This window comes from Marinifilum fragile JCM 15579, assembly GCF_001310955.1.
Lineage (GTDB): Bacteria > Bacteroidota > Bacteroidia > Bacteroidales > Marinifilaceae > Marinifilum > Marinifilum fragile.
Window position 1 is genome coordinate 191,292 of sequence record NZ_BAZX01000002.1, and the last position, 21,155, is coordinate 212,446.

General features: G+C 34.9%; 22 protein-coding genes. 12 read left to right on the forward strand and 10 right to left on the reverse strand.

The window, feature by feature from the left end:
• Positions 1 to 213 precede the first annotated feature (213 nt).
• The 4 genes from JCM15579_RS02690 to JCM15579_RS02705 are packed head-to-tail and all read right to left on the reverse strand — an operon-like array spanning position 214 to position 1,430.
• Entirely contained in the window at positions 214 to 507 is a 294-nt protein-coding gene (locus tag JCM15579_RS02690; RefSeq protein WP_054715347.1) for a hypothetical protein, read from the reverse strand.
• Between the two features lie 10 nt (positions 508 to 517).
• Positions 518 to 922, reverse strand: a complete 405-nt coding sequence (locus tag JCM15579_RS02695; RefSeq protein WP_054715350.1) for a M15 family metallopeptidase domain-containing protein — start codon at positions 920 to 922, stop codon at positions 518 to 520.
• Between the two features lie 2 nt (positions 923 to 924).
• Positions 925 to 1,170 (reverse strand): hypothetical protein, encoded by a 246-nt coding sequence (locus JCM15579_RS02700; protein WP_054715353.1) that lies wholly within the window; start codon positions 1,168 to 1,170, stop codon positions 925 to 927.
• A gap of 11 nt (positions 1,171 to 1,181) precedes the next feature.
• Complete coding sequence (locus JCM15579_RS02705; protein WP_054715356.1) at positions 1,182 to 1,430, reverse strand: hypothetical protein; 249 nt, start codon at positions 1,428 to 1,430, stop codon at positions 1,182 to 1,184.
• A gap of 491 nt (positions 1,431 to 1,921) precedes the next feature.
• Here JCM15579_RS02705 and JCM15579_RS02710 point away from each other — a divergent pair, with 491 nt between their 5' ends.
• Complete coding sequence (locus JCM15579_RS02710; RefSeq protein ID WP_054715359.1) at positions 1,922 to 2,344, forward strand: hypothetical protein; 423 nt, start codon at positions 1,922 to 1,924, stop codon at positions 2,342 to 2,344.
• 199 nt (positions 2,345 to 2,543) lie between these two features.
• Here JCM15579_RS02710 and JCM15579_RS02715 read toward each other — a convergent pair whose 3' ends face one another.
• Positions 2,544 to 2,750 (reverse strand): hypothetical protein, encoded by a 207-nt coding sequence (locus tag JCM15579_RS02715; protein ID WP_054715362.1) that lies wholly within the window; start codon positions 2,748 to 2,750, stop codon positions 2,544 to 2,546.
• A 754-nt stretch (positions 2,751 to 3,504) separates the two neighbouring features.
• On the opposite strand from JCM15579_RS02715, the gene JCM15579_RS02720 reads away from it, so the two are divergent.
• Complete coding sequence (locus JCM15579_RS02720) at positions 3,505 to 4,371, forward strand: S24 family peptidase (protein ID WP_054715365.1); 867 nt, start codon at positions 3,505 to 3,507, stop codon at positions 4,369 to 4,371.
• 610 nt (positions 4,372 to 4,981) lie between these two features.
• Here JCM15579_RS02720 and JCM15579_RS02725 read toward each other — a convergent pair.
• Both JCM15579_RS02725 and JCM15579_RS02730 read right to left on the reverse strand, forming a co-directional pair.
• A complete protein-coding gene (locus JCM15579_RS02725; RefSeq protein WP_054715368.1) occupies positions 4,982 to 5,491 on the reverse strand; it encodes an HPP family protein in 510 nt (169 codons plus the stop codon).
• On the reverse strand, positions 5,488 to 6,024 hold the full coding sequence (locus tag JCM15579_RS02730; RefSeq protein WP_054715370.1) for a TetR/AcrR family transcriptional regulator: 537 nt from the start codon (positions 6,022 to 6,024) through the stop codon (positions 5,488 to 5,490). The genes JCM15579_RS02725 and JCM15579_RS02730 overlap by 4 nt, the downstream gene beginning before the upstream one ends.
• A 423-nt stretch (positions 6,025 to 6,447) precedes the next feature.
• On the opposite strand from JCM15579_RS02730, the gene JCM15579_RS02735 reads away from it, so the two are divergent.
• Positions 6,448 to 7,125, forward strand: a complete 678-nt coding sequence (locus JCM15579_RS02735) for a hypothetical protein (protein ID WP_054715373.1) — start codon at positions 6,448 to 6,450, stop codon at positions 7,123 to 7,125.
• Positions 7,126 to 7,626: 501 nt separating this feature from the next.
• The gene (locus JCM15579_RS02740) at positions 7,627 to 8,073 is read left to right on the forward strand and encodes a hypothetical protein (RefSeq protein ID WP_054715377.1); all 447 of its coding nucleotides are present in this window, start codon (positions 7,627 to 7,629) and stop codon (positions 8,071 to 8,073) included.
• A gap of 54 nt (positions 8,074 to 8,127) precedes the next feature.
• Here the strand turns inward: JCM15579_RS02740 and JCM15579_RS02745 are convergent, their stop codons facing one another.
• Positions 8,128 to 9,714 carry a PorP/SprF family type IX secretion system membrane protein gene (locus JCM15579_RS02745; protein WP_054715380.1) on the reverse strand — a complete coding sequence of 529 codons (1,587 nt, stop codon included), beginning with the start codon at positions 9,712 to 9,714 and terminating at the stop codon, positions 8,128 to 8,130.
• Between the two features lie 12 nt (positions 9,715 to 9,726).
• The gene (locus JCM15579_RS02750; protein ID WP_054715383.1) at positions 9,727 to 11,985 is read right to left on the reverse strand and encodes a T9SS type B sorting domain-containing protein; all 2,259 of its coding nucleotides are present in this window, start codon (positions 11,983 to 11,985) and stop codon (positions 9,727 to 9,729) included.
• 554 nt (positions 11,986 to 12,539) lie between these two features.
• Between JCM15579_RS02750 and JCM15579_RS02755 the strand changes: the two genes are divergently transcribed.
• From JCM15579_RS02755 to JCM15579_RS20130, 5 genes are all read left to right on the forward strand, one after another.
• Complete coding sequence (locus tag JCM15579_RS02755; protein WP_245625801.1) at positions 12,540 to 12,857, forward strand: deoxycytidylate deaminase; 318 nt, start codon at positions 12,540 to 12,542, stop codon at positions 12,855 to 12,857.
• A 10-nt stretch (positions 12,858 to 12,867) separates the two neighbouring features.
• Positions 12,868 to 14,472, forward strand: coding sequence for a S41 family peptidase (locus JCM15579_RS02760; protein ID WP_054715385.1), 1,605 nt, complete (start codon positions 12,868 to 12,870; stop codon positions 14,470 to 14,472).
• Between the two features lie 247 nt (positions 14,473 to 14,719).
• Positions 14,720 to 15,580 (forward strand): Spy/CpxP family protein refolding chaperone, encoded by an 861-nt coding sequence (locus tag JCM15579_RS02765; protein ID WP_054715388.1) that lies wholly within the window; start codon positions 14,720 to 14,722, stop codon positions 15,578 to 15,580.
• Positions 15,581 to 16,718: 1,138 nt separating this feature from the next.
• Positions 16,719 to 16,955, forward strand: a complete 237-nt coding sequence (locus tag JCM15579_RS02775) for a hypothetical protein (RefSeq protein ID WP_157471293.1) — start codon at positions 16,719 to 16,721, stop codon at positions 16,953 to 16,955.
• 154 nt (positions 16,956 to 17,109) lie between these two features.
• The gene (locus JCM15579_RS20130; RefSeq protein WP_157471295.1) at positions 17,110 to 17,265 is read left to right on the forward strand and encodes a hypothetical protein; all 156 of its coding nucleotides are present in this window, start codon (positions 17,110 to 17,112) and stop codon (positions 17,263 to 17,265) included.
• A gap of 51 nt (positions 17,266 to 17,316) precedes the next feature.
• Here JCM15579_RS20130 and hemN read toward each other — a convergent pair whose 3' ends face one another.
• Positions 17,317 to 18,681, reverse strand: a complete 1,365-nt coding sequence (gene hemN / locus JCM15579_RS02780; RefSeq protein ID WP_054715732.1) for an oxygen-independent coproporphyrinogen III oxidase — start codon at positions 18,679 to 18,681, stop codon at positions 17,317 to 17,319.
• A 131-nt stretch (positions 18,682 to 18,812) separates the two neighbouring features.
• Between hemN and JCM15579_RS02785 the strand changes: the two genes are divergently transcribed.
• From JCM15579_RS02785 to JCM15579_RS02795, 3 genes are read left to right on the forward strand one after another with little or no spacing between them, the layout of a single operon-like run.
• On the forward strand, positions 18,813 to 19,541 hold the full coding sequence (locus tag JCM15579_RS02785; protein ID WP_054715396.1) for a DUF169 domain-containing protein: 729 nt from the start codon (positions 18,813 to 18,815) through the stop codon (positions 19,539 to 19,541).
• 10 nt (positions 19,542 to 19,551) lie between these two features.
• Complete coding sequence (gene buk, locus JCM15579_RS02790) at positions 19,552 to 20,625, forward strand: butyrate kinase (protein ID WP_054715398.1); 1,074 nt, start codon at positions 19,552 to 19,554, stop codon at positions 20,623 to 20,625.
• A 24-nt stretch (positions 20,626 to 20,649) separates the two neighbouring features.
• Entirely contained in the window at positions 20,650 to 21,147 is a 498-nt protein-coding gene (locus JCM15579_RS02795; RefSeq protein WP_054715401.1) for a YqiA/YcfP family alpha/beta fold hydrolase, read from the forward strand.
• Positions 21,148 to 21,155 lie beyond the last annotated feature (8 nt).

Sequence of the window (21,155 nt, forward strand, 5' to 3'; positions counted from 1 at the left end):
GGCTTGAGTGGCATGTAAGTAATGGCACTGATGAAATCATTTCATCGAAGAAGGGGGGATTCAATTTTTAATGAATTTGTTATGCCATTGTTGCTAAGAACTTAGCCTTTGGTGATTACTTTGTTTTTTCTCTTGCTCGCCCATTTCCCCAAATGTGCGAACCAATCATGTAAGCTCCGAAAAAGAATCCGGCCACCATCATTACCAGTGTGTTTAATGCACCAACAGCTGGAACAGAAATTTTGCGTATTCCTGGTTGATAGGGTATGCAAGGCCTGCTCCCAGTATAAGGAGTAGAAATACACCAACTATTGCCAGGGCAAGGAATCTGCGGGTTAATGATCTTGCCGAGTTTTCACTTAGAGTTGTCTTGAGGAATTGCATTTGAGCATCGGCAACTTTTAACGATTGCTGCGCTTTCTCCTCTTTGGTAAAGAAAAGGGCATCGATGCCTTTAATGGCTCCGTCAATTATTTTTTCTGATCGTTTGCTTGATAAAAATCCCATGATTGATAATTTAAACTGTACTTAGCTCGAAATGTGGCATGTCCCAGCCTTTAAATGCGTCACTACCAAATGTGCCACCCCACCTAACATTCAGGTTCATTCGATTTGCTTCTCCCAGAATTACTCCGGCTATAATTGCCAGGTGAATCTTGTCCCAGGAGGCCTTGCCATTTACATAGGCATAGATGTCAATTGCATTTCCTGTTTGGTGATAGCTTTTGATCTTGTAGCCATCGCATTTCGACAGGCCTTTTTGATACAATTGTTGTTGTTCTTCTTCGGTTCTTAAGCCGCCATATTCAGGTATTCCAAAATCAATGGGACTTAAGGCAATGGCGTTATGCATTAGTTGCTGTAATCGCTGATCAACTTTCCCAAGTCGATCCAATGACCTCTTGCTAAAAGTGAATGTCATTGTTATTTCTCCCTGTCTTTTTTGTTCTCAAGAACAATTTTCACCTGCTGTACTTCATCCAGAATTTTGTGAAAATAGTCCCTGTTTTTCTGCACTTGTGTCTCTAATTGCCTAATGCGAATATCTGTTTCTACTTCAAGAGCTTTTACTCTTCCGCTCATGTTAATCCAGCCCCCAAGAGTGATAATAAAAACAGTTAAAGCCATTGACAAAACTTGACCAAGTGTAATGTTTACTTTTTTTTCCATTGGCTATATTTTTAAATTGTTAGTGTGTACACATCTTCCTCAAGAATCTTGCTTAGTCGCTTTAAACCATTTTTGCCGTTTAAGGCACGAATACATTGTTTTCGTAAGTTTTGATATTGTTCTTTCCAATAATCGGCCTGTGCTTTAAAATCACCAGCACTATCTGCGGCCTTAATTTTTTTTTCCAGGCTACGTAGTAGGTCTTCTTCCGATTTGTTTGCTGTTTCGTTAATTATTCTTGCTATAATATTTTTGTCCATTTTTCATTTAAATTTAGTGATTGGTCTATTTGGTTATGTATTTATTTTGTTCCCGTACTATGAATTTATAGAGATTGTTGATTTAGATTTCACAAATACATAAAAAATGACAAATCATTAGTGGTTGTAACTAATTTATTAGAGGATTCAATTTGGTTTTACGCATTTTTTAAATGAATACTAGATAAGTAAATTACTTTTTCTTTGTTTCGATTTCAAAGTTGCAAATCATTTCTATGTGCTCCAAAAAACTATATAACAGTTGTATAGAATAGTCTAATCATTGGACTTTTTACTTGGTACTGATTTTTATTTTACCATATTTATACAAAAGCGAGAGTCGATATTGTATTAAGGATCGATTAAAAGTAAAAGTATCTTTACAAAGACAAATGAAATATCATAATATAATTTTGTGTTGTGTTATTTTTGTAATATACCTGTATGGGTTAAAGATGACATTGTATTAATAAATTAAAATGTTAATAATTATGGATGGATTGTATTTATCAATTAAAAAATGTATTAACAAACATGTGGAAGATGGATTCTTACCTCAATTAAATTACGAGTGGGATCTTAATCAATTTGAAGGTGAGTATAAAAACAATGCATTACCGCTTGTTTTATTCAAACTTAGAACTATAGATTATCCATGTCCTAATGACAAATATCCAATAGGAAAAATGATTTTTGTTATAAAGGTGATTTTTAAGAAAAGAAAGGATGAAAATGAAAGGGAGGATTACAAAGGTTTCAAATTGTTAAAAAAACTACTCTTTCTTCTTCGAAATGTTCAAAGTGAAGAGACAGGTCCAATTACAATTAACAGACTAGAAGCATTGAACTCAAATAAAAATACACATGCATTTCAGTATATAATATCCACACCATACTATCCAGCCATCAATTAGTATGATATGGTGAGTTATATTCAATTTTGCTCCTAATCGTTGGTAGGTTTGAAGAAATCAACAGTCTTTTTATGAAGTATGGTAAAGGTCATGGCGTTTCTGATGAATAATTTAAAGTCCGGCTAGTGATTGGATCAAAAAACCGGAGCTCCTTAATTTATAAACACATGGCGTTTAGTTCGTAACAGAAACAAACTTTTCATTTATCACTGGCATCTAATTCCTTTAATTCCTTTTTTGCATTGGTTCCAAGATAATTGTAAAAAGTAGCTCTGCTAATTCTGAACGTCGGATGAATTAATTCATTAAAAATCCATTTCCCTGTTGCTCCTCTTTTAGAATGTTCTACATATATATTTTGTACCTCGATTATCTTAATTAGTAAATTTCGTTTGTTGTATCCCATGTTCAATGTAAATTTAAATAGTTGGATTTTGATTATCCATTGTTAATTTTTCATAGCGATATTGGTGAGTTTATAAAGCTTATTGTAGAATAATTCTAAACTACAATAGAATTGATAAAGCTGTGATTATATTGATAATAAACATTATTGCTGGTCGAGCTCTATCTATTAGGTGCATGATGAATTAGATAGAAAGTCATTCGTTTGGTTAATTGCCTTTATTTCTTGGAATTGAGTGTACTATTGTTTTTTCAATAAATCATAAGGAGTTTTAATTGATAGATCCTGAATATTATATTCTGCTTTATTTTTTATGAGTACTCTGTGAGCTTAGTAATAAACTTGTCTCCTTTGTTTATTAATTAAGCTTTTTATAATAAATTTCACAATACGCTTCTTCTCTAAAAAATAATAATGCTTAGTAGTCATTTGTTTATTGTTTTTCTTTACTGATTATACATACATTTTTTCTATAAATAACTATGGAGAAAAAAATGCTTGCCCTTTTAAACTTTACTTTATAATACATTGTAATTGTGTTTGGTTGGTTTCGATAATTATTGTAATTAAATAAATTTATTTCAATCATTGTTAATCAGTTGTTTAGAAAAATAAAAATTTCCTTAGTGTCTGATTTACTAATGATTATAAGTATACATTGCTTGATAATTGTCTTTATTTTTACTATCTTTGCTCAAATAATCAGTACAAACATACAATAAAAATTGTATTTCGCAAAATCAATATATATTTCATGAGTCATAATAATAATGATTACAGTCAAAGATTTGAATTAATAATAACCAAACTTGGATATAGTCCTCTTGCTTTTTCAAGGCTTCTAGGCTATTCGCGGGCTGATAAGATATACAATGTTCTCAATGCTAAAAATAAACCAAGCTTTGATATCCTTTCTGATATTACAAGAAAGTTTGAATGCGTTAACATTGAATGGCTTTTGACCGGTAGTGGAGAACCCTTTAAGAGTAAGTCTATAGTAAAAGGGAGAGATGAGATAAATTATCAAAAAGAAAATGATAAATCAGAAAAGCAATTTGTAATTCCTAAATGTATTACGGTTGATAGCAATGAAAAAGAGAATATATTAATGCTAGATGTAAGAGCATCCGCTGGCTACCCCGAAAATATAGATAATGCCCAATATTTGGAACAGCAACCTGCGTTTTCAATACCACGTCCTGAATTTCAAGGGGCTACTTTTAGAGGGTTTCAAGTTTCAGGAGATAGTATGGAGCCCACTTTAACAAATAGTTCTTGGGTTTTTGCTATGGCAGTTGATGATGCTGAATTCATAAAGGATGGCCTAGTATATGTTGTTGTGCTTAAGTCTGGGGTGGTTGTAAAAAGAGTTTTAAATCGCTTGAAAGAACGTAAACAGTTAATTCTGAAGAGTGATAATACTAGCTACCCCATTAAGACCATTAATCAGGAAGATATTTTAGAAGTTTGGGCAGTAAAATCATACATGAGCTTTGATTTAGGGAATCATTCTGCCAATTTGTATCAAATGATAAATAATTTAGAAATAAAGCAGTTAGATTTTGAGAATAAAATTGAAAGGTTGACTACCATTATTGAGAATTTTGAGAATAACTCATAACTTTATTAAAGATAAATCCTTTCGAAGATATTCGGAAGGATTTTTTTTATGGATATTGTTGAGCTAGGATATTTTTCTTGCGCCAGTCTATAGAAAAATTGAAAATTCAGCCTCTGGCGCAATTCAGGGCCTCATTTTTTTGCAAATTGATTGCCTGTGGCCAGCAAGGAGGTCAATTTTTCCCTTGGCCATGTGCTGGCGTCAGCCAGCAGCTCAAAAAATTGCTCGGCGACCCTCTGTCGCAATTTAGGAGCTCAACTTTTGACTTTTTGACCCTCTGGGGTGAGTCAGATAATCAACTTTTTACTCGACGTGAGTTTGGCTAGAGAAAAATAACGTTACATTCCTTTAGAAATAGATGTTTAAGGAAAAATCGGTTCTAAGAAGGTAAAATCAAGTTCTAGTAATTTTAAAGTATTATTTTTCTTGAATACAAAAAAAGCCTGACATTTCTGCCAGGCTTTTTTTGTTTAGGTTCAATTTTAAATTTAGCCGAACCATATGAAAGAATTGATTTCATCGAATTTCGTTTCGTGCGGTAGGGAGGTCCATAGAATCATGTCTTCTATACTCTTAAAATTATCAAGAACAAAATGTTCTTACTTTAGAATTAAATCCAATAGGATGGATAGGATCTGTTTTTGCTCAAATTATTAAAAAGTATTGCAATAATTGTTATAACAATAGCTCCTGAAAGGACGGGATTAACAATAAATGCAAGTCCTTTTGCTCCCAGAATAACCACGATTGGGTCGGCTCCGGCAGGTGGATGTGTTGTACCTGTTAATTGCATTAGTCCAATAGCTATGCCAACACCAAGGGCCAATGAATACCATTCGTTCCCCAATATGTAAAAACAGCCAATACCAATTATTGTTGATAATAAATGCCCGCCAATAATGTTTCTTGGCTGTGCTAACGGACTATTTGGCACCCCAAAGGCAAGCACGCAGGTTGCTCCGAATGGGGCCATTAAAAACGGAGCATTAAAATGATAGGTTAGGAGCGAAACTGCCATTATAGCAACAAACCCTCCCAGTCCAGAGAATATTGAGAATTTGAATCCCAGACTGCCTGGACTTGATGAGCTGGTTTTTATTTTTAAAAGATAATCTCTCATGATAGAATTTCTGATTTTAAAAAGTCGATAGTCTTATCAACCTGATTTTGATTTCGATAAACTTGACTTGTAATTAAACAAGCTTCAAAAAGCATATATATTTGAAAGGCTTTCATATTATCGGCAATATTTTTTGAAAAGAATTGTTGCAGATCTAACTTGTGACTTTTGATGATTTCGTATATCTCTTTATTTTCACTTTTAAGTTCAGAAAGCATATTCAAGAAGACACAGCCACTAAAGTCCTCCTTCTTGTTCATGTATTTAAGATATTCAAATGATTTTAATATGATCTCCCTGAAATTTTTTGCTTTACAGGTAAATTCAGTTAAGCCACCAAACCATACCAAATGTCTTCGCTTAAGGTATTCAACAGCTAACTTTTCTTTAGATTCGAAATGGTCATAAAAGCTTGCTTTGGCTACTTTTGATTCTTTTATAATTTGATTAACACCAGTTGAGTTGTAACCTTGCCTATGGAATAGTTCAATGGCAACATTCATTATTCTTTCTTTCGGTTTTAATTTTTCCATGATGCAAATGTATATAAAAACAGAAAAGTCTGTCTGTATTTGTAAAGAAAAATATCAAAAAAGTTTTTATCCGCTAACTTATAAAAGGAAGTTCGATGAAATCAATCTTTTTGTATGCTTTGCAAGAACAATTGTATTTCCACTTATATAATATGAGATTGTTCGATAAAAGTTAGAGTATTTAATTAGTATCAATTTATTAAATACAAAAAGCCTGGCAGAAATGTCAGGCTGTATTTGATATTTTACAATTGATTTCGTGTAATCCTTAGTTTGATTTATGAAATAGCCAATCAAAAGAGGAAATCCGTTGTATAAAGAATACTTCCTTCCATATAAATTCTTTGTAAATGAATGGATAAAGTATATTTGCATTCACAAAAACAAAAAACACTATTACTAACATTAACAAATTAAGTATAAATGAGCATAGATCTTATATTCATGCTTACGCGGGATGATAAAACAGTACAAGATGCCAGAAAATATGTGAAAGAAATTGTGGCAGAGGGAGTAAAACATATCGGTTTTAAAGATATGGGATTGCCTTTAGAAGAGCTAAAAGAGTTAACACATGATTTGAAGCAGGAAGGAGCTACAGTTTATTTGGAAGTGGTAAGTTTAGATTCGGAGAGCGAAATCAACTCAGCAAAGGTGGCAATGGATTTAAATGTAGATTATCTGTTAGGAGGAACAAGACCTGAACTGATTGCTCCTTTGGTGAAAGATCATCCACTAAAATATTATCCTTTTGTGGGTCGAGTTGAAGATCATCCAAGTATTTTGAAGGGGACAATTGCTGAAATTGCTGCTCAAGCTGAAGAAATAACCAGTATTGATGGGGTAGATGGGTTGGATTTATTGGCTTATCGCCATTTAGAAGAAGATATCCCTAGTTTGATTACGGATGTATGTAAATCATCAAAAAAACCGATCATTGTAGCCGGTAGCATTGACAGTGTAGAAAGGATAGAAACGGTTAAGGCAAGCAATGCTGCTGCTTTTACTGTAGGGACAGCTGCATTTGAACAAGCATTCTCTGCCAATAAGCCAGGAATAGGTGGACAGGTTGAAAGTATATTAAAAGCTTGTTCGATCTAGAGCTTAAAAACGATATGTATTTAAAATTTTTACATTCTTTAACACATCTTCTCATTTATTAACTCAAATGTTAAATACATTTGTTACAGACAAAGAGATAGATTAGGTTTTTTCATAGAATAATAGATTAGGATTTTAAATAAAATGCCCGGCTTACCAGCCGGGTTTTTTATTTTATATGCATTGCAAAAAAAAAGAGTTTAAGTTTCTTTAACTTCCTTTGAGCCCATTTAACGATTAATTGAGATAGTTTTACAATAGAGAAAACAAACAGGAAGTTTCTCTAAGATTTAGGTTAGTAAATAGTGGTTAGTAAAAGAAAGCTTGGGGTGGTGCCTAAGCTTTTTTCGTTAGTTGCAAGTACTTGTAAATACTACAATACGCACGGAATTTAGTTTGGGATAAAATTTATTTTAAACAAAATATGGAATAAAGTGAACATATTTTGTAGATTTGTATATCAATTAATAGTTTAATCTTTATTAATATAAAATCCCAACTATGAAAAAATCAATAGTTATATTATTTGTGCTGATTGGATTTTCATTGAGTGCACAGAATACAAAACTTGAGGTATTGAAAGAATTTGTTGCAGGTTCTATTAGTTTTAATGATGAATTTGCAGATTTAGGACAGCCAATTGTAACCATTAATAAATTAGCAGAAAAACAGGCTGATAAAACAATTGACTTAACCAAAGACAATATCAAAGAAACTTTAGAGCTTGCAAAAACTTACAAAACCTGTATTATTACGGTGGGTGTACATACCATTGTGAAAATTACTGATTTTGAAAATTGCAGTCCAAGTGGTGCTTGGGGAGCAAGTATGCCAATGGGAAAAGGATATGTTCAGAAAGCTGGTGTTTTGAACGAAAAGAATGACTATATCAAAAACATTATTGGTCGTCCAGGAACTCAGGAAAGAAAAGTTTTTCTCTTTAAATAAAGAAATCAAAATAATTAAAAACGCCGATATGAATTTATATCGGCGTTTTTGTTTTTATTGATAGTCGTAAATTTCGAAGGTTACACGTCTGTTGTTTGCTCTGCTTTGATTGTCGGTATTTGCGACAAGCGGATTTTTTTCTCCGTGGGGAATGATGATAATTCTATTGTCTGGCACACTATTTAGAAGTAAATAGTTTTTAACTGTTGTAAGACGTTTGTATGCTAATTCTATATTTGAGTCATCGGAACCAATATCATCAGTATGACCATGCATTTTAAGAATGTAAGAAACATTTTCTACCATCATTTTGATAACGGGAGTTAGTTTTCTGCGAGAATATTCGGTTAATTCATATTTACCGAAGGCAAAATAGATATTCTCCAATCGCTCTTCCATTTCAATTCTTTCTTCCTTTTGTTCTGGACAGCCATTGTTTGCTGCAATTCCGGGAATTTCAGGGCAATAATCTTCACTATCTACCACGCCATCCTGATCGGAATCTACAGGACAACCATTTTCATCAACAATGTAGAATGGTGGAGTACCCGGACAATTGTCCTTTTCATCAGGCACACCATCCCGATCTTCATCGGTCATTTTCTCTTCTTTTTCTATCTGTTCCAGTTCGTGGCGCAAACGGTCAATCTTTTTGTATTTCTCAGCCAATAAGGATTTTAAAGTGCTTATATCATTGTCTAGAATCCTTTCCGGTTCTCTTTTCTTTTTTGATTTTAATCGATATCCGATAAGAAATTCATGATTATTGGATGAATATCTTCCTGTTTTTTGGATGCCAATATCGTATGAATATCCAATTACAAAGTTCTTTAAAACATTCACACCTATATTTAACCCAACAGAAAAATCGTCTCTGTAATTTACTGCGAACCAGCCTTTGTCTGCAAGTTTGGCAATAACATTTGCATCAAACTGAAAAGGAGAGCTATCTGCATATCTCATCATAAGGTATGGTGTAACGCTTAAGTCTCTTATTCGAGGGATTTTAAACTCGTAACCTCCGCTTAGCATGGCATGACGAACCAGTTTGTATGATGATTCAGATCCATCTCTGCTTTCACTTACCGAGTTGTTTAAAAGTTGCGGAATGGTTAAACCCACCACTACATTTTTATAGGTGTAATACAAACCCATATTTGCCATGAATTCGGTATTTTTAAAATCTGTATTAATCAGGTAAGGATCGTCGGGATTTGCTCTTAAATCGTTCATGTTTACCCTAAAATCGGATATTCCGGCAGATAGACCAAATCGTAAAAAGTGATCGGAAGCAATTTCAAGCCTGTAAGAATAGCTTGCAAGGGCTTGTGTGTTGTCAAAAATCCCAACATTGTCGTTTACCAGACTAAAACCAAGCCCGTATTTTGCTTCTTTAAGAGCAGCATCGGCAGTAAAAACATGTGTAACCTGACCACCATCAAAATCAGCAAATTTCTGATTCCTTAACAAGTATGCACTAAACAGGTTGTTGGCTCCTGCAGCTGCGGGATTGTATACTGTTGGATTGATATAGTATTGGTCGAGCAAGGGAACTTGCTGTGCCTCTAGCTTACTTCCGCAGAAACAAACCAGAATAAAAATGAATATCGGAATATATTTAGTAACGTAAAATGGTTTCATTGGTGAGTGGTTTTAATTTCCCAGAATTGATAAGCTTCCTTTTACAGGTTTAATTTCTTCTGATTTAAATTCAATTAGATAATAGTATGCACCATTAGGTAAGATTGAACCATTAAAGCTTCCTTTCCAATCGTTTTGATATGATTTGGAGTGGTAAACTTCCTGACCGTAAATATTAAAAATGTATACTTCCGGATTTCCTAGACTAGGAGCGTAATGAATTTTCCAGGTATCATTTATTCCATCTCCATTAGGAGTTAAAGCGTTGTTAACAATGATCTTCTGATTTTCATCGAGTTTTATTTCAACCAATTGTCCGGCATCAGAAGAGCGACAGGCATTTCCATCAACTACCAAAACCTGGTAAGTGCCAGATTCAAGATTGGTAAGTTCATAAACCGGATTATCGCTTGTTGTGGTTTCTCCCGGATTAATGATGTAGGTATAAGGTGCAACACCATCTGAAACCGAAATTACAAGCTTACCATCGTATCCCGTGTGTACATCGGTGCTAACAATCTGCAATTTAGGATTGCTTTGTAATGTATAATTAGGTTTTGCTGCAATTAGTTTGTCATTGCAATTACCAATGCTTACATACAAGTTAGAGTTGATGTTTGGAACAATATCTTCAAATACAATTGGACCGCCATCTCCAACGATTTCCGAAAGAATGATATCGCCATCTTGAAGGATGTATTCAATGCCAGAAATGGTACTGGTTAATTCAATATCAATAGATTCTCCTTCACAGAATTCTTCAGGAGTAGCAAAGTTTTCAACAGAATTGGTACTGATATCGGGAACCGTGATCAATTTGGTATTGTCAAGAGCAAGTGGATAAGTACAAACCGTTTCATGAGCATAAACCGTGTATGTACTGCTAGTGCTCGGATATTGTTCTGGAAATTGGATGGTACCACCATTTCCAACTACATTAGGTTCGATTAGTTGGCTGCCATCATGCAATTGATAAAAAATATCAGCTTGACTGTTTTCTACCGAAATAATTACCTCTTCGCCTGCACAAATGGTATCGCGATTGCTTAAAATGATTTTGCTAATATCCGGAGAATGGTGAACATCAATATCAACGGTGTATCGAATGTCAATCGGATCCAAACATCTTTCACCTAATGCTTCAATTCGGTAAGTGGTTGAATTACTAGGTGCTGTTGGTTCAAAGCTAATTCCTTCGTTATTACCTGTTATTGGAGATCCAATGGCTGTGCTTCCATCCCAAAGTTGATATTGAACTTTTGTGTCGGTTGGAGTTAATGAAACTACAACTTGTTCGCCTTCGCAAATGGTGTGTTTATCGATTGTAGGATGAAGGTGAATTTCAGGTTGTAAACCCACATTAACCCTTATGCTTTCATCAAGCTTTTGCTGAGTGCCACAAGCTTGGTTTGTGGCAATTACCTGGTAGGTTACCGAGCGGAAAGGTGAGAATTCAGGAAAAGATAAGGCTGAGCCTGTTCCATCAATGATATCCCCTTTCAAATAGGCACCATCAAAAAGTTGATATTTTACACCAACTTCACTGGAATCAATAGAGATAATAGTGTTCTCTCCAACACAAATTTCTGGTTCTGTAATGCTAACATCCATTGTTGCGATTGGCAATGGAACCACTGTTAAATCATATTTGTTTTCTAATTCAAGTCTGTCATTGCACCCAACCATATTGGTTTCTACAATGTAGGTTGTACTTGTTGTCGGCGAAACTGAGGTAAAGTTAAGTGTCCCGCTGTTCCCTGTTGCCATGTCTAAAACTGATCCGGATTGATCTTTTAACCAATAAGACAATCCAGCTTCAGAATTTTCAACCGAAATTACCACAGGTGTATTTAAGCTCTCGCAAATTTGAGCGTGATTGGCCGTAACTAACAAATTTAATTTAGGTCCGGCGCTTACCGCAACAGTAATGGTCTCTGACAGATCAACACTTTCTCCAGTACTCGTGTTGGTAGCTGTAACACTAAATGTTGTAGTTGCTCTTGGTTGTGAGCTAAATGATATTTGGGAGCCAGTTCCATGAATTGGAGTACCCTCGTTCACACCATTGGCTTTAAGTTGGTATTGAATACCAACTTCACTACTTGCTAAAAAGATGCTTATTGTTTCTCCTTCACAAATTGCTGGTTTGTCAATACTTAAATCGATCGTGCTGTCAGGTGGAATCTGTGCACTAATTGCAATTAACGGATTAGATAATAAGAAGTAAACAAATAAAAGAGCAGTATATGAGTAGGGGTAAAAATGCTTCATTCAAGAGGTTTTGGTTATAATGGATTTAAAAGCTTGCAATTAAATGTTTTGGAAAAAATAGTTGAATGAGATATAAATTCAGCATCTCTTCTTTAAGATTTTGATTTTTTTAAGATTCTATTCAACTTTTTAATACTTTAAATAAGTAGGTTTGATTGTTTAATCAAATTGGTATTTAGGTTGTTATCTAGCTTATGGATAAATGTGTAAAAATAGAAGCAAAAACATATAGCTATGATTTACAAGTTGTATTAAACCCAGATGAAAAAATTGACAAAATGACAAAAAATGAAGGTAAGTGTATTTTATTTTAGGGTCATTCGATTATGGTTAATTGAAAGGATTCCTAAATTATCGGGATGAACTCCCAATATATTTTTATACATTTGTTAGAATTACATAATATGGATTGAAAATATGATGAATGAAGAATCAGTTAGTGTGCTAAGCAAGCAAGATAAGTTGGACAGGAGATATTTGAGAATGGCATTGGTGTGGGCCGAAAATTCATATTGTAAAAGAAGACAGGTGGGAGCCTTATCGTAAAAGACAAAATGATCATTTCGGATGGGTACAATGGAACACCTTCTGGCTTTGAAAATGTATGCGAAGATGAAAACTTTAAAACCAAACCTTACGTACTACATGCAGAAGCCAATGCTATTACCAAAGTCGCAAAATCGGGGAACAGTAGTGAAAATGCTACTTTGTATGTTACCGCTTCCCCATGTATCGAGTGTGCTAAGTTGATTATTCAGGCTGGAATTGTTCGTGTGGTTTATTCCGAAGAGTATCATAGCTCTGATGGAATTGATTTATTGTCAAGAGCCGGCGTTGAATTAAAATATATCAATCTGAACGAAGAGAATTAAAACAAAATACATGAGTTACAATAATAAAAGAAGTGCAATATTTCTGCCAATTTTACTGACTTTAGCCATTATAGTTGGTATGTTTATTAACTCCCTGTTTCAAGGGAATAGTAGTGGAGAATCAACCATATTCCAGCTACCTAAGGCAGAAAGCAAGTTGGAGGTTGTTTTAGATATGGTTGAATCAGATTATGTAGATACGGTTAGTTCTGCAGATTTGGTGGAGCAGGCAATTCCTGCACTGCTTAAGGATCTTGATCCTCATACCATATATATCCCCGCAAAGGATTTGCAAAGAGTAAACGAAGATTTGAAAGGAAATTTTGGAGGAATTGGAGTACAGTTTATTCGTTACCAGGATACTGTTGCAATTGTTCGTGTTATTCCAGGTGGTCCATCGGAATTGGCAGGCATAAAAGCTGGCGATAGATTGGTAACCGTTAATGATACCTCCATTGTTGGTAAAGAATTAAAAGATAATGATATCATTAGTCGATTAAAAGGGCCAAAAGGTACTCCGGTAAAAGTTGGTGTTTATCGCAGAAGTACGAATGAAACTTTGGAAATGGAATTGTTGAGAGGATCTATACCAGTTCCGAGTGTTGATGTTGCTTATATGATTAATGATGAAGTGGGATACATTAAAGTGAGCCGTTTCGCAGCAACAACATACTTTGAATTTTCAGAAGGATTGGAGAAGTTGCAATCTGAAGGAGTAAAGAAATTGATTGTTGATCTTCGAGGAAATACAGGAGGTTATTTGTCTGAGGCTACCAACATGATCAATGAATTCCTTTCTGAGAATCAAATGATGGTTTATACTGAAGGCAAATCACAGCCTAGAACCGATTATAAATCAAATGGGAATGGTAGATTTCAGGATTTGCCGGTTATTGTTCTGATTGATGAGGTTTCGGCTTCGGCAAGTGAAATCTTTGCAGGTGCAATACAGGATAACGACAGAGGTAAAATTGTGGGACGTCGTTCGTTTGGTAAAGGTTTGGTGCAAGAACAGAGACGACTGCCTGATGGTTCGGCATTGCGTTTAACAGTGGCACGTTATTACACGCCAACAGGCCGATGTATTCAAAAACCATACAACAATGGCAAAGAAGAGTATTACAATGATTTGAACCTTCGATTTATTCATGGTGAATTTGAGAAAAAAGATTCCATCCACTTTAATGATTCATTAAAGTATACCACTCCGGGTGGAAATACCGTTTATGGAGGAGGAGGTATCATGCCGGATGTTTTCATCCCTGTGGATACTTCGGGCTACTCGAATTATTTCCGCGATCTGAGAAGAAATGGCATCATATATCAGTATGCATTTTCTTTTGTAGATCAGTACAGAGAGCAAATGCAAGGTTTAAAAACTCACAAGGATGTACTAAATTTTGTGAAGGATAAAGCCATTATTAAAAATCTGGTAGCTTACGCTGATAAAAAAGGAGTGAAACCAGATTCGAAAGGATTAAGACAATCGCGTAAAGTGATAGAAACGCAATTGAAAGCTTATATTGCTCGTGATTTAATTGATGATATAGGATTTTATCCAATCATTAGGGAACTGGATAAAACCTTGATAGAAGCAGAAACACATTTTAACTAGACTAAATTACAAGTTGTAAGCTTCAAATCTAATGATAAAAGCATAGTAAAGACTCTCTGAAAAGGGAGTCTTTTTTTTATTGTTCTTGCGGCTTGTTACTTGAAGGTTATTATATTCTGATACTTCTTTTAATTCTATAAAAAAACAAAGCCAATTAAACCTTCCAACTTTTCAAAAGTCAAAGAACCGAATTCGATTTTAAAAAGCGCTGAAATTAGTAAATGAGAACATTAAAAATTTTAGATAGATGAAACGATCAGTAATAGTTGGAATGATTTGCATGTTTGTAGTGGCTGGAATGTCGAACCTATATGCACAACAAAATAGAGGTGAACGCGGACAGAGAAGCGATCAATGCAGAAAAGAGATGCGTTGTAATCTTAGCGATGCACAAAAAGAACAAATGAAAGAAGTACGTGTCAAGTATGCCAAGCAGAGCTTAGATATCAAGAATGAATTAAATGAGTTGCGAGCAAAGCAGAAAACTTTAGTTTCGGCTGAAAAACCAAATAAATCACAAGTTTATGCCAATATCGATAAGATGACTGCTTTAAAAAAGGAATTGCACCTTCAGAAATTAGATATGCGAATGGAAATGCGTTCGTTTTTAACCGAGGAGCAATTATTGCGCGCCGATGCCCGACCAAATCACCGAAAAGGAATGAAACAAGGCCGTGGAGGAAATGATGGAATGACACAGGGAAGAATGCATGGCAAGCATGCACATGGACAAATGCAAGGCAGAAAAGGTATGGGTGCACAAAAAGGCATGCATGCTGGCAAAGGAAATATGCTTGACTTGAGTGATGATCAGCAGGCAAAAATGAAAGAATTGCGTTTGGCTCACATGAAGGATACCAAATCTTTACGCGATGAGGCAGAAGAACTACGATTGAAGCAAAGAAACTTAATGACGGATGAAAATCCAGATAAAAAAGTATTAATTGCCAACGTAAAACGTTTGGCGGATATCCAAAACGCTTTGGCAAAAAAGAGATATGAACATCAAATGGAAGTTCGCGAAATCCTTGATGAGGATCAGTTGGTGATCTTTATGAGTAGAGCAGGCAAAGGCAAAGGTTTTCATAGAGGCCACAACAGGTGGTAATAAATATTTTACTTATAACTAAATTGTAGAGGTTCCATTTTGGGACCTCTTTTTTTTTAGGACTAGTCATCTCGAATTGTTGGAAAAGTGAAAAGGTAGAAAAGTTGTGAAATTTAAAATATCAGGCTTCAGTAAATTGGAGTTGAACCCTTTCTTCAAATAGAATAATTATATGCTACTTTAATTAAAAAAGAACTTTATTGGTGTAGAACGATTGTAAATTACATAATTTTCAAAAAAAATCTTCACTTTTCTCATTTAAGCAAATGAGTTTTCTCATCAAATTCTGATTTTATTCTCATCGGTTGATGAGAATTGGTAAAACATCTCTACAACCTGCCAATAGTGACGTTTCTCTCATCTGTATTGCTTATTTGTTCCATTTGTCAAAAAGTTTCTCACCAAAACACTTGTTTTTTGATGAGAAATCGAATCGCTTTTTGGGAATTTATACTTTACATTAGGACGACAAAAGCAATTATTTTCTTCTCAAAATAATTAGAAAGCTTAGCGGTAATGAAGCTTGCAAATGAGAAGCAATAAGTTCGCCAATTGTGTTATTGAGTTTTTGATAGAAGCGTTTAGGTTCCGAATAAAACCGGAAAGGTAAGCAATAGAAGCGATTAGGTTCCGCATAGAAGTGGAAGGATAGCCAATAGAAGCGTTTAGGTTCTAATTAGAAAGGTTTAGGTTGTTTATAGAAGCGTTTAGGTTATGCAACCCCAAATTTAGGATTCGGAAACTAAATGGAACACTAGGAAACCTCAATTTTTGGGTTATACAACCTAAACCGAAGCTTAAAGAACCACAAATTATCGGTCTCGAACCCAAACGGAACAATAAAAGACCTAAATGGAACATTTCGGAACCTAAATACAGGAAGATTAATGATTAGCATTAAACACATTTATACAAATTTCAAATAAACATATAGTTAATTTTATAATTAAACCATAAGTAAAACTTAAGCATAATGGGAGATTGAGAGAATTTATAACTAAAACTGTTTTACAGCACACTCTAAACTGGGTTACATTTTGATCATAACAAGAATTAAGGGTTGTAATATTAATTAAAATCATAAAAAATAAAAAAGAATTTTTTAATACTAGTGTTTGCTTTTATTGCCATTGCTAGTATGGCTCAAGAAAAAAGAATTACAGCTAGCTATTATAATTCCAATGAGTTTGGTTTGGCATTATTCAACAACAAAAATTTTTATCCTGAATTTAGGGTAGAAGCCAAAAATGAACAACTAAAAGATGCTAGTTATTCTTTCTTTTTGAGAAATGAATTTAATCTTGATAAATCTCTGGATATTGATTTATCATGGGGCTTGGTTTTTCCTATTCTAGTGAAGAGGATGAATACATGAGACTACCTGTTTATATCACCAAAAAGAAAGTTTTTTGTGATAATCTTAAATTGATGGTAGGGATTGAATTCAAGACTGAATTGGCTGATGAATTTAAATTATTACCCAAGATAGGGGTTGGTATTAATTTTTAAATAATTACAATGAAACTGCAATGGATAATACAAAAGATCGTGGTCATTTGTATGCAGTTAGTCGATATGTAAATATGGATGGTAGAAAAACATATACTATAATTAATCCAGTAGTTAAATTTTATAGAGGTTCAAGTGGTTCAGGAACAGCTTTTGTTTTTGATGATTTTGAGTAAAACAAACTTTTATAAATTAAATAAGGCTGCCAAAATTGGCAGCCTTAAATTTTATATTGCTTTCGAAAACATTTTATCGCCACCTTTTTGTGAGTAGCGCAGTTTGTTATCGAATGGTTTGGCAATGTTTCTCAGGAAAATCATACCCAAATCGGTAACAATTAGTTTTTCCTCGTCCAACTCTATGATTCCTTCCTCTCTCATTACTGTTAGTTCTTCGGTAATGCTTTCAGGTAGGTATTTTTGTAATTCATCGGTAAAGAACAACTCACGACGACAGGTAATGTCTAAAATGGCACGTTTTACGGTCAAATCTTCATCTGTAAGGAAATAACCTTTGACCAAATCCAATACACCTTTTTCACAAGCTGCTTTGTACAGGTGAATTTCCTTTGGATTTTGTGCGTAAGCATATTTTGCATCAGAAATAGATGAGGCGCCTAAGCCAATCAGTAATTCCGTGTGGGAAGTGTTGTATCCCATAAAGTTTCGGTGCAGGCGTTTTTCTTCCCTGGCCACGAACAGTTCGTCGTGCGGCAATGAGAAGTGATCCATACCAATATCGCTGTAGTTTAGTTCTGCCAGTTTTTCTTTTCCTAGATCGTACAAAGCGCGTTTCCCAGCACTATCCGGAATATCGGCATCGGTAAACATGCGCTGACCTTTGGTTTTCCAAGGTACATGTGCGTACGAATAGTAAGCAATTCTATCAGGTTTCAGCTCCGAAACTTTCTCGAATGTGTCGCGAACCGAAGAAATTTGTTGTTTAGGTAAACCGTAGATCAAATCAAAATTTACTGATTTATAGCCAATTTCTCTGGCAGTTTCGGTTACCTCTTTTACAATTTCGAAACTTTGCTTGCGGTTAATCACACGCTGTACTTCTGGGTCGAAATCCTGAACTCCAAAGCTTACTCTTCTAAATCCAACATCATACAAAGCTTGCAAATGCTTTCTTGTGGTATTGTTTGGATGCCCTTCGAAACTGAATTCATATTCAGGATGCAAAACGGCATGTTCTTTAATGCCATTAATCAGTTTTTTAAGGTTTTCCGGACTAAAGAAAGTTGGAGTACCTCCACCCAAATGCAATTCTCTTAGAACAGGCTTTTCACCAAAAGTATTCAGATAGATTTTCCACTCCTGCAGTAATGCATCTATATATTTGTCTTCAACGCCATGATCGCGTGTGATGACTTTTGTGCAGGCGCAATAAGTACAAAGACGTTCGCAATAGGGAAGGTGCACGTAAATACTAATTCCTTTTGTCGAATTCGATTCATCAAAAGTGCGTTTAACTATTTTCAACCATTCTTTTGCATCTGGTCTTTTATCTCCCCAAAATGGTACGGTTGGATAACTTGTGTATCGTGGTACAGGAACGTTGTACTTTTCGATTAAGAGCTCTTTGTTCATGGAAAATTCTTTTGCCTTATTCATACAAAGATATCTTTTTTTGTCAATTTCTGTTATTGTATTTAATTCTTCTTGTTTGATGATATTGAACTCAAATTTAATATTTTTATATAAGCCTAAAACCAAAAGATATGGATATCAACGTAAAAGAAAATTTTATTGAAAAGTTTAAGAAGTATTTTGGTGAAGAAACCAATCTTCCCATTGCTTTTTGGTACGGAAACGATCGATTGCAAGATGAAGAAATCAGACCGAAAAATTGGATGTGTATTATTGGTCAGTTAAACAGGATAAGAAATGGAGAAAGCTTAAGTTTTTCAGCTGATTCGGTAAGTTGTGGTGGTGGAAAAACCTATTGCGGATTTGCAGAATTTGTGCCGGGATTGGCTAACTTTCTTTCTACAGGAAAGGAAAGATATCTTAAGAATAGTGATATTGCTCAGAAAGTAATTAATCAGTTTCCTGTTTATAATGCTCCTGCCAAATACATCAGTTTTAAAAGGTGGGATCAATTGTCAGAAGAAGATGAGCCCGAAGTGGTAATCTTTTTTGCCAAACCCGATGTTTTGTCAGGTTTGTTTACATTAGCCAATTACGATCAAACCGATTTGCAAAGTACAATTGTACCTTTTTCATCGGGTTGTGGTTCTATAGTTACTTTTCCCTATCAGGAAAGTAAAAAAGAAAAACCGAAGGCGGTTCTGGGAATGTTTGATGTTTCAGCTCGTCCATATGTACCTGAAAATACCTTGAGTTTGGCCATTCCCATGAAAAAAATGCTTGATATGATCGCCAATATGGATGAGAGTTTCTTGTCAACTGACGAATGGGGGAAAGTAAAAAACAGAATATGCAGATAATACTTTAACTATGAATAGAAATGAAATAGTGATTGTGATTAATCCGGGATCAACCTCAACAAAAATTGCCCTATACAACAGAGAAGGACTGGTTAAAGATTTTGTTGCGAGACATTTGCAAAAGGATTTAGATCAGTTTCATCATGTTACCGATCAGTTTGAATACAGATTTGAAATGTTGAAAGACTGTTTGAATGGTATGCTGACTGAAAAAGATTTTTCAGTGGTTGGTATTGTAGGGAGGGGTGGAATTGTAAAACCTTTGGAAGGAGGAACATATCGCATTAGCAATGAGTTTTTAGAAGATGCACGTACAGGAAAATATGGAGATCATGCATCGAACTTGGGAAGTATGCTGGCCAACAAATTGGCAGAACATCTTGGTTTAGATGAAAGTTATACGGTTGATCCTGTTTCGGCTGGTAACATTATCGAAAAGGCTCAAATTTCCGGTGTTCCTGGTATTGAAAGGAATCGCAGGGGACATCCCTTAAATATGAAAATGACAGCAAGAAAAATTGCGGCTCAGCAAGGAATTGCCTATGAAGATGCCAAGTATGTGATTGCTCATTTGGGAGGAGGAATTTCCATTGCCTCGGTTGAAGGTGGAAAAATTACCGACGTAAATGATGCTTTGATGGGAATGGGACCATTTTCTCCGAACCGTGCAGGTGCAATTCCCACGCGTGGCATTATGGATTTGTGCTACTCGAAACCAAGAAAAGAGGTGGAAACTCTTCTAAGCAAAAACAGTGGATTGAAGGCCTATTTGGGTGTTGACGATTTGCGCGATGTTTTCGAATTGATTGAAGAAGGGAATGAAAAAGCTCAGTTGGTTTATGATGCCTTCGTGTACCAGATTGCCAAGGAAATTGGTGCTTACCATACAGCAATGAAATGCAAAGCCAATGGAATTATTATTACAGGAGGCATTGCTTATTCCGATCGTTTTATTGCAGATTTAAAGGATTATGTTGGCTGTTTAACGGAATTCTTTGTATACCCCGGAGAAAATGAAATGGAAGCACTGGCGGAAGGTGCATTCCGCGTAATTGATGGCAAAGAATTGGCATTGGAATATTAAAAAAACTTAACCTAGATTCATAAAATGAAAGTTGTTTTTTCACATGGTAAAGAAAGTGGCCCTTGGGGAACCAAAATAAAGAGATTAAGCGAAATCGCTAAGAAAAAAGGATTCGAAATAGATAGTTTGGATTATCGGGCATATTCTAATCCCGATGATCGTGCAAGTCAGCTTTTAAACTATTTAAAGGGAGAAAAGAAGGATTTTATATTGGTTGGTTCAAGTATGGGCGGATATGTTTCTTTGGTAGCTTCAGAGAAGATTAATCCGAAAGCCATTTTTCTATTGGCTCCTGCTTTATATTTAGAAGGATATGCGAAACAGGAGTATCCGATTAATTGTAAGAATATTCAAATTGTTCACGGAAAATCGGATGAAGTTATACCTTACGAGCATTCGGTTCGATATGCCAAAGAGTCGAAATGTACACTGCATTTAATTGAAGGTGATCATCGATTGAATGCATCTTTAGAGAAAGTGGAAAGTATTTTTGAGAGTTTTCTGGAGAAAATTTTGAATTAAAAAAAGCC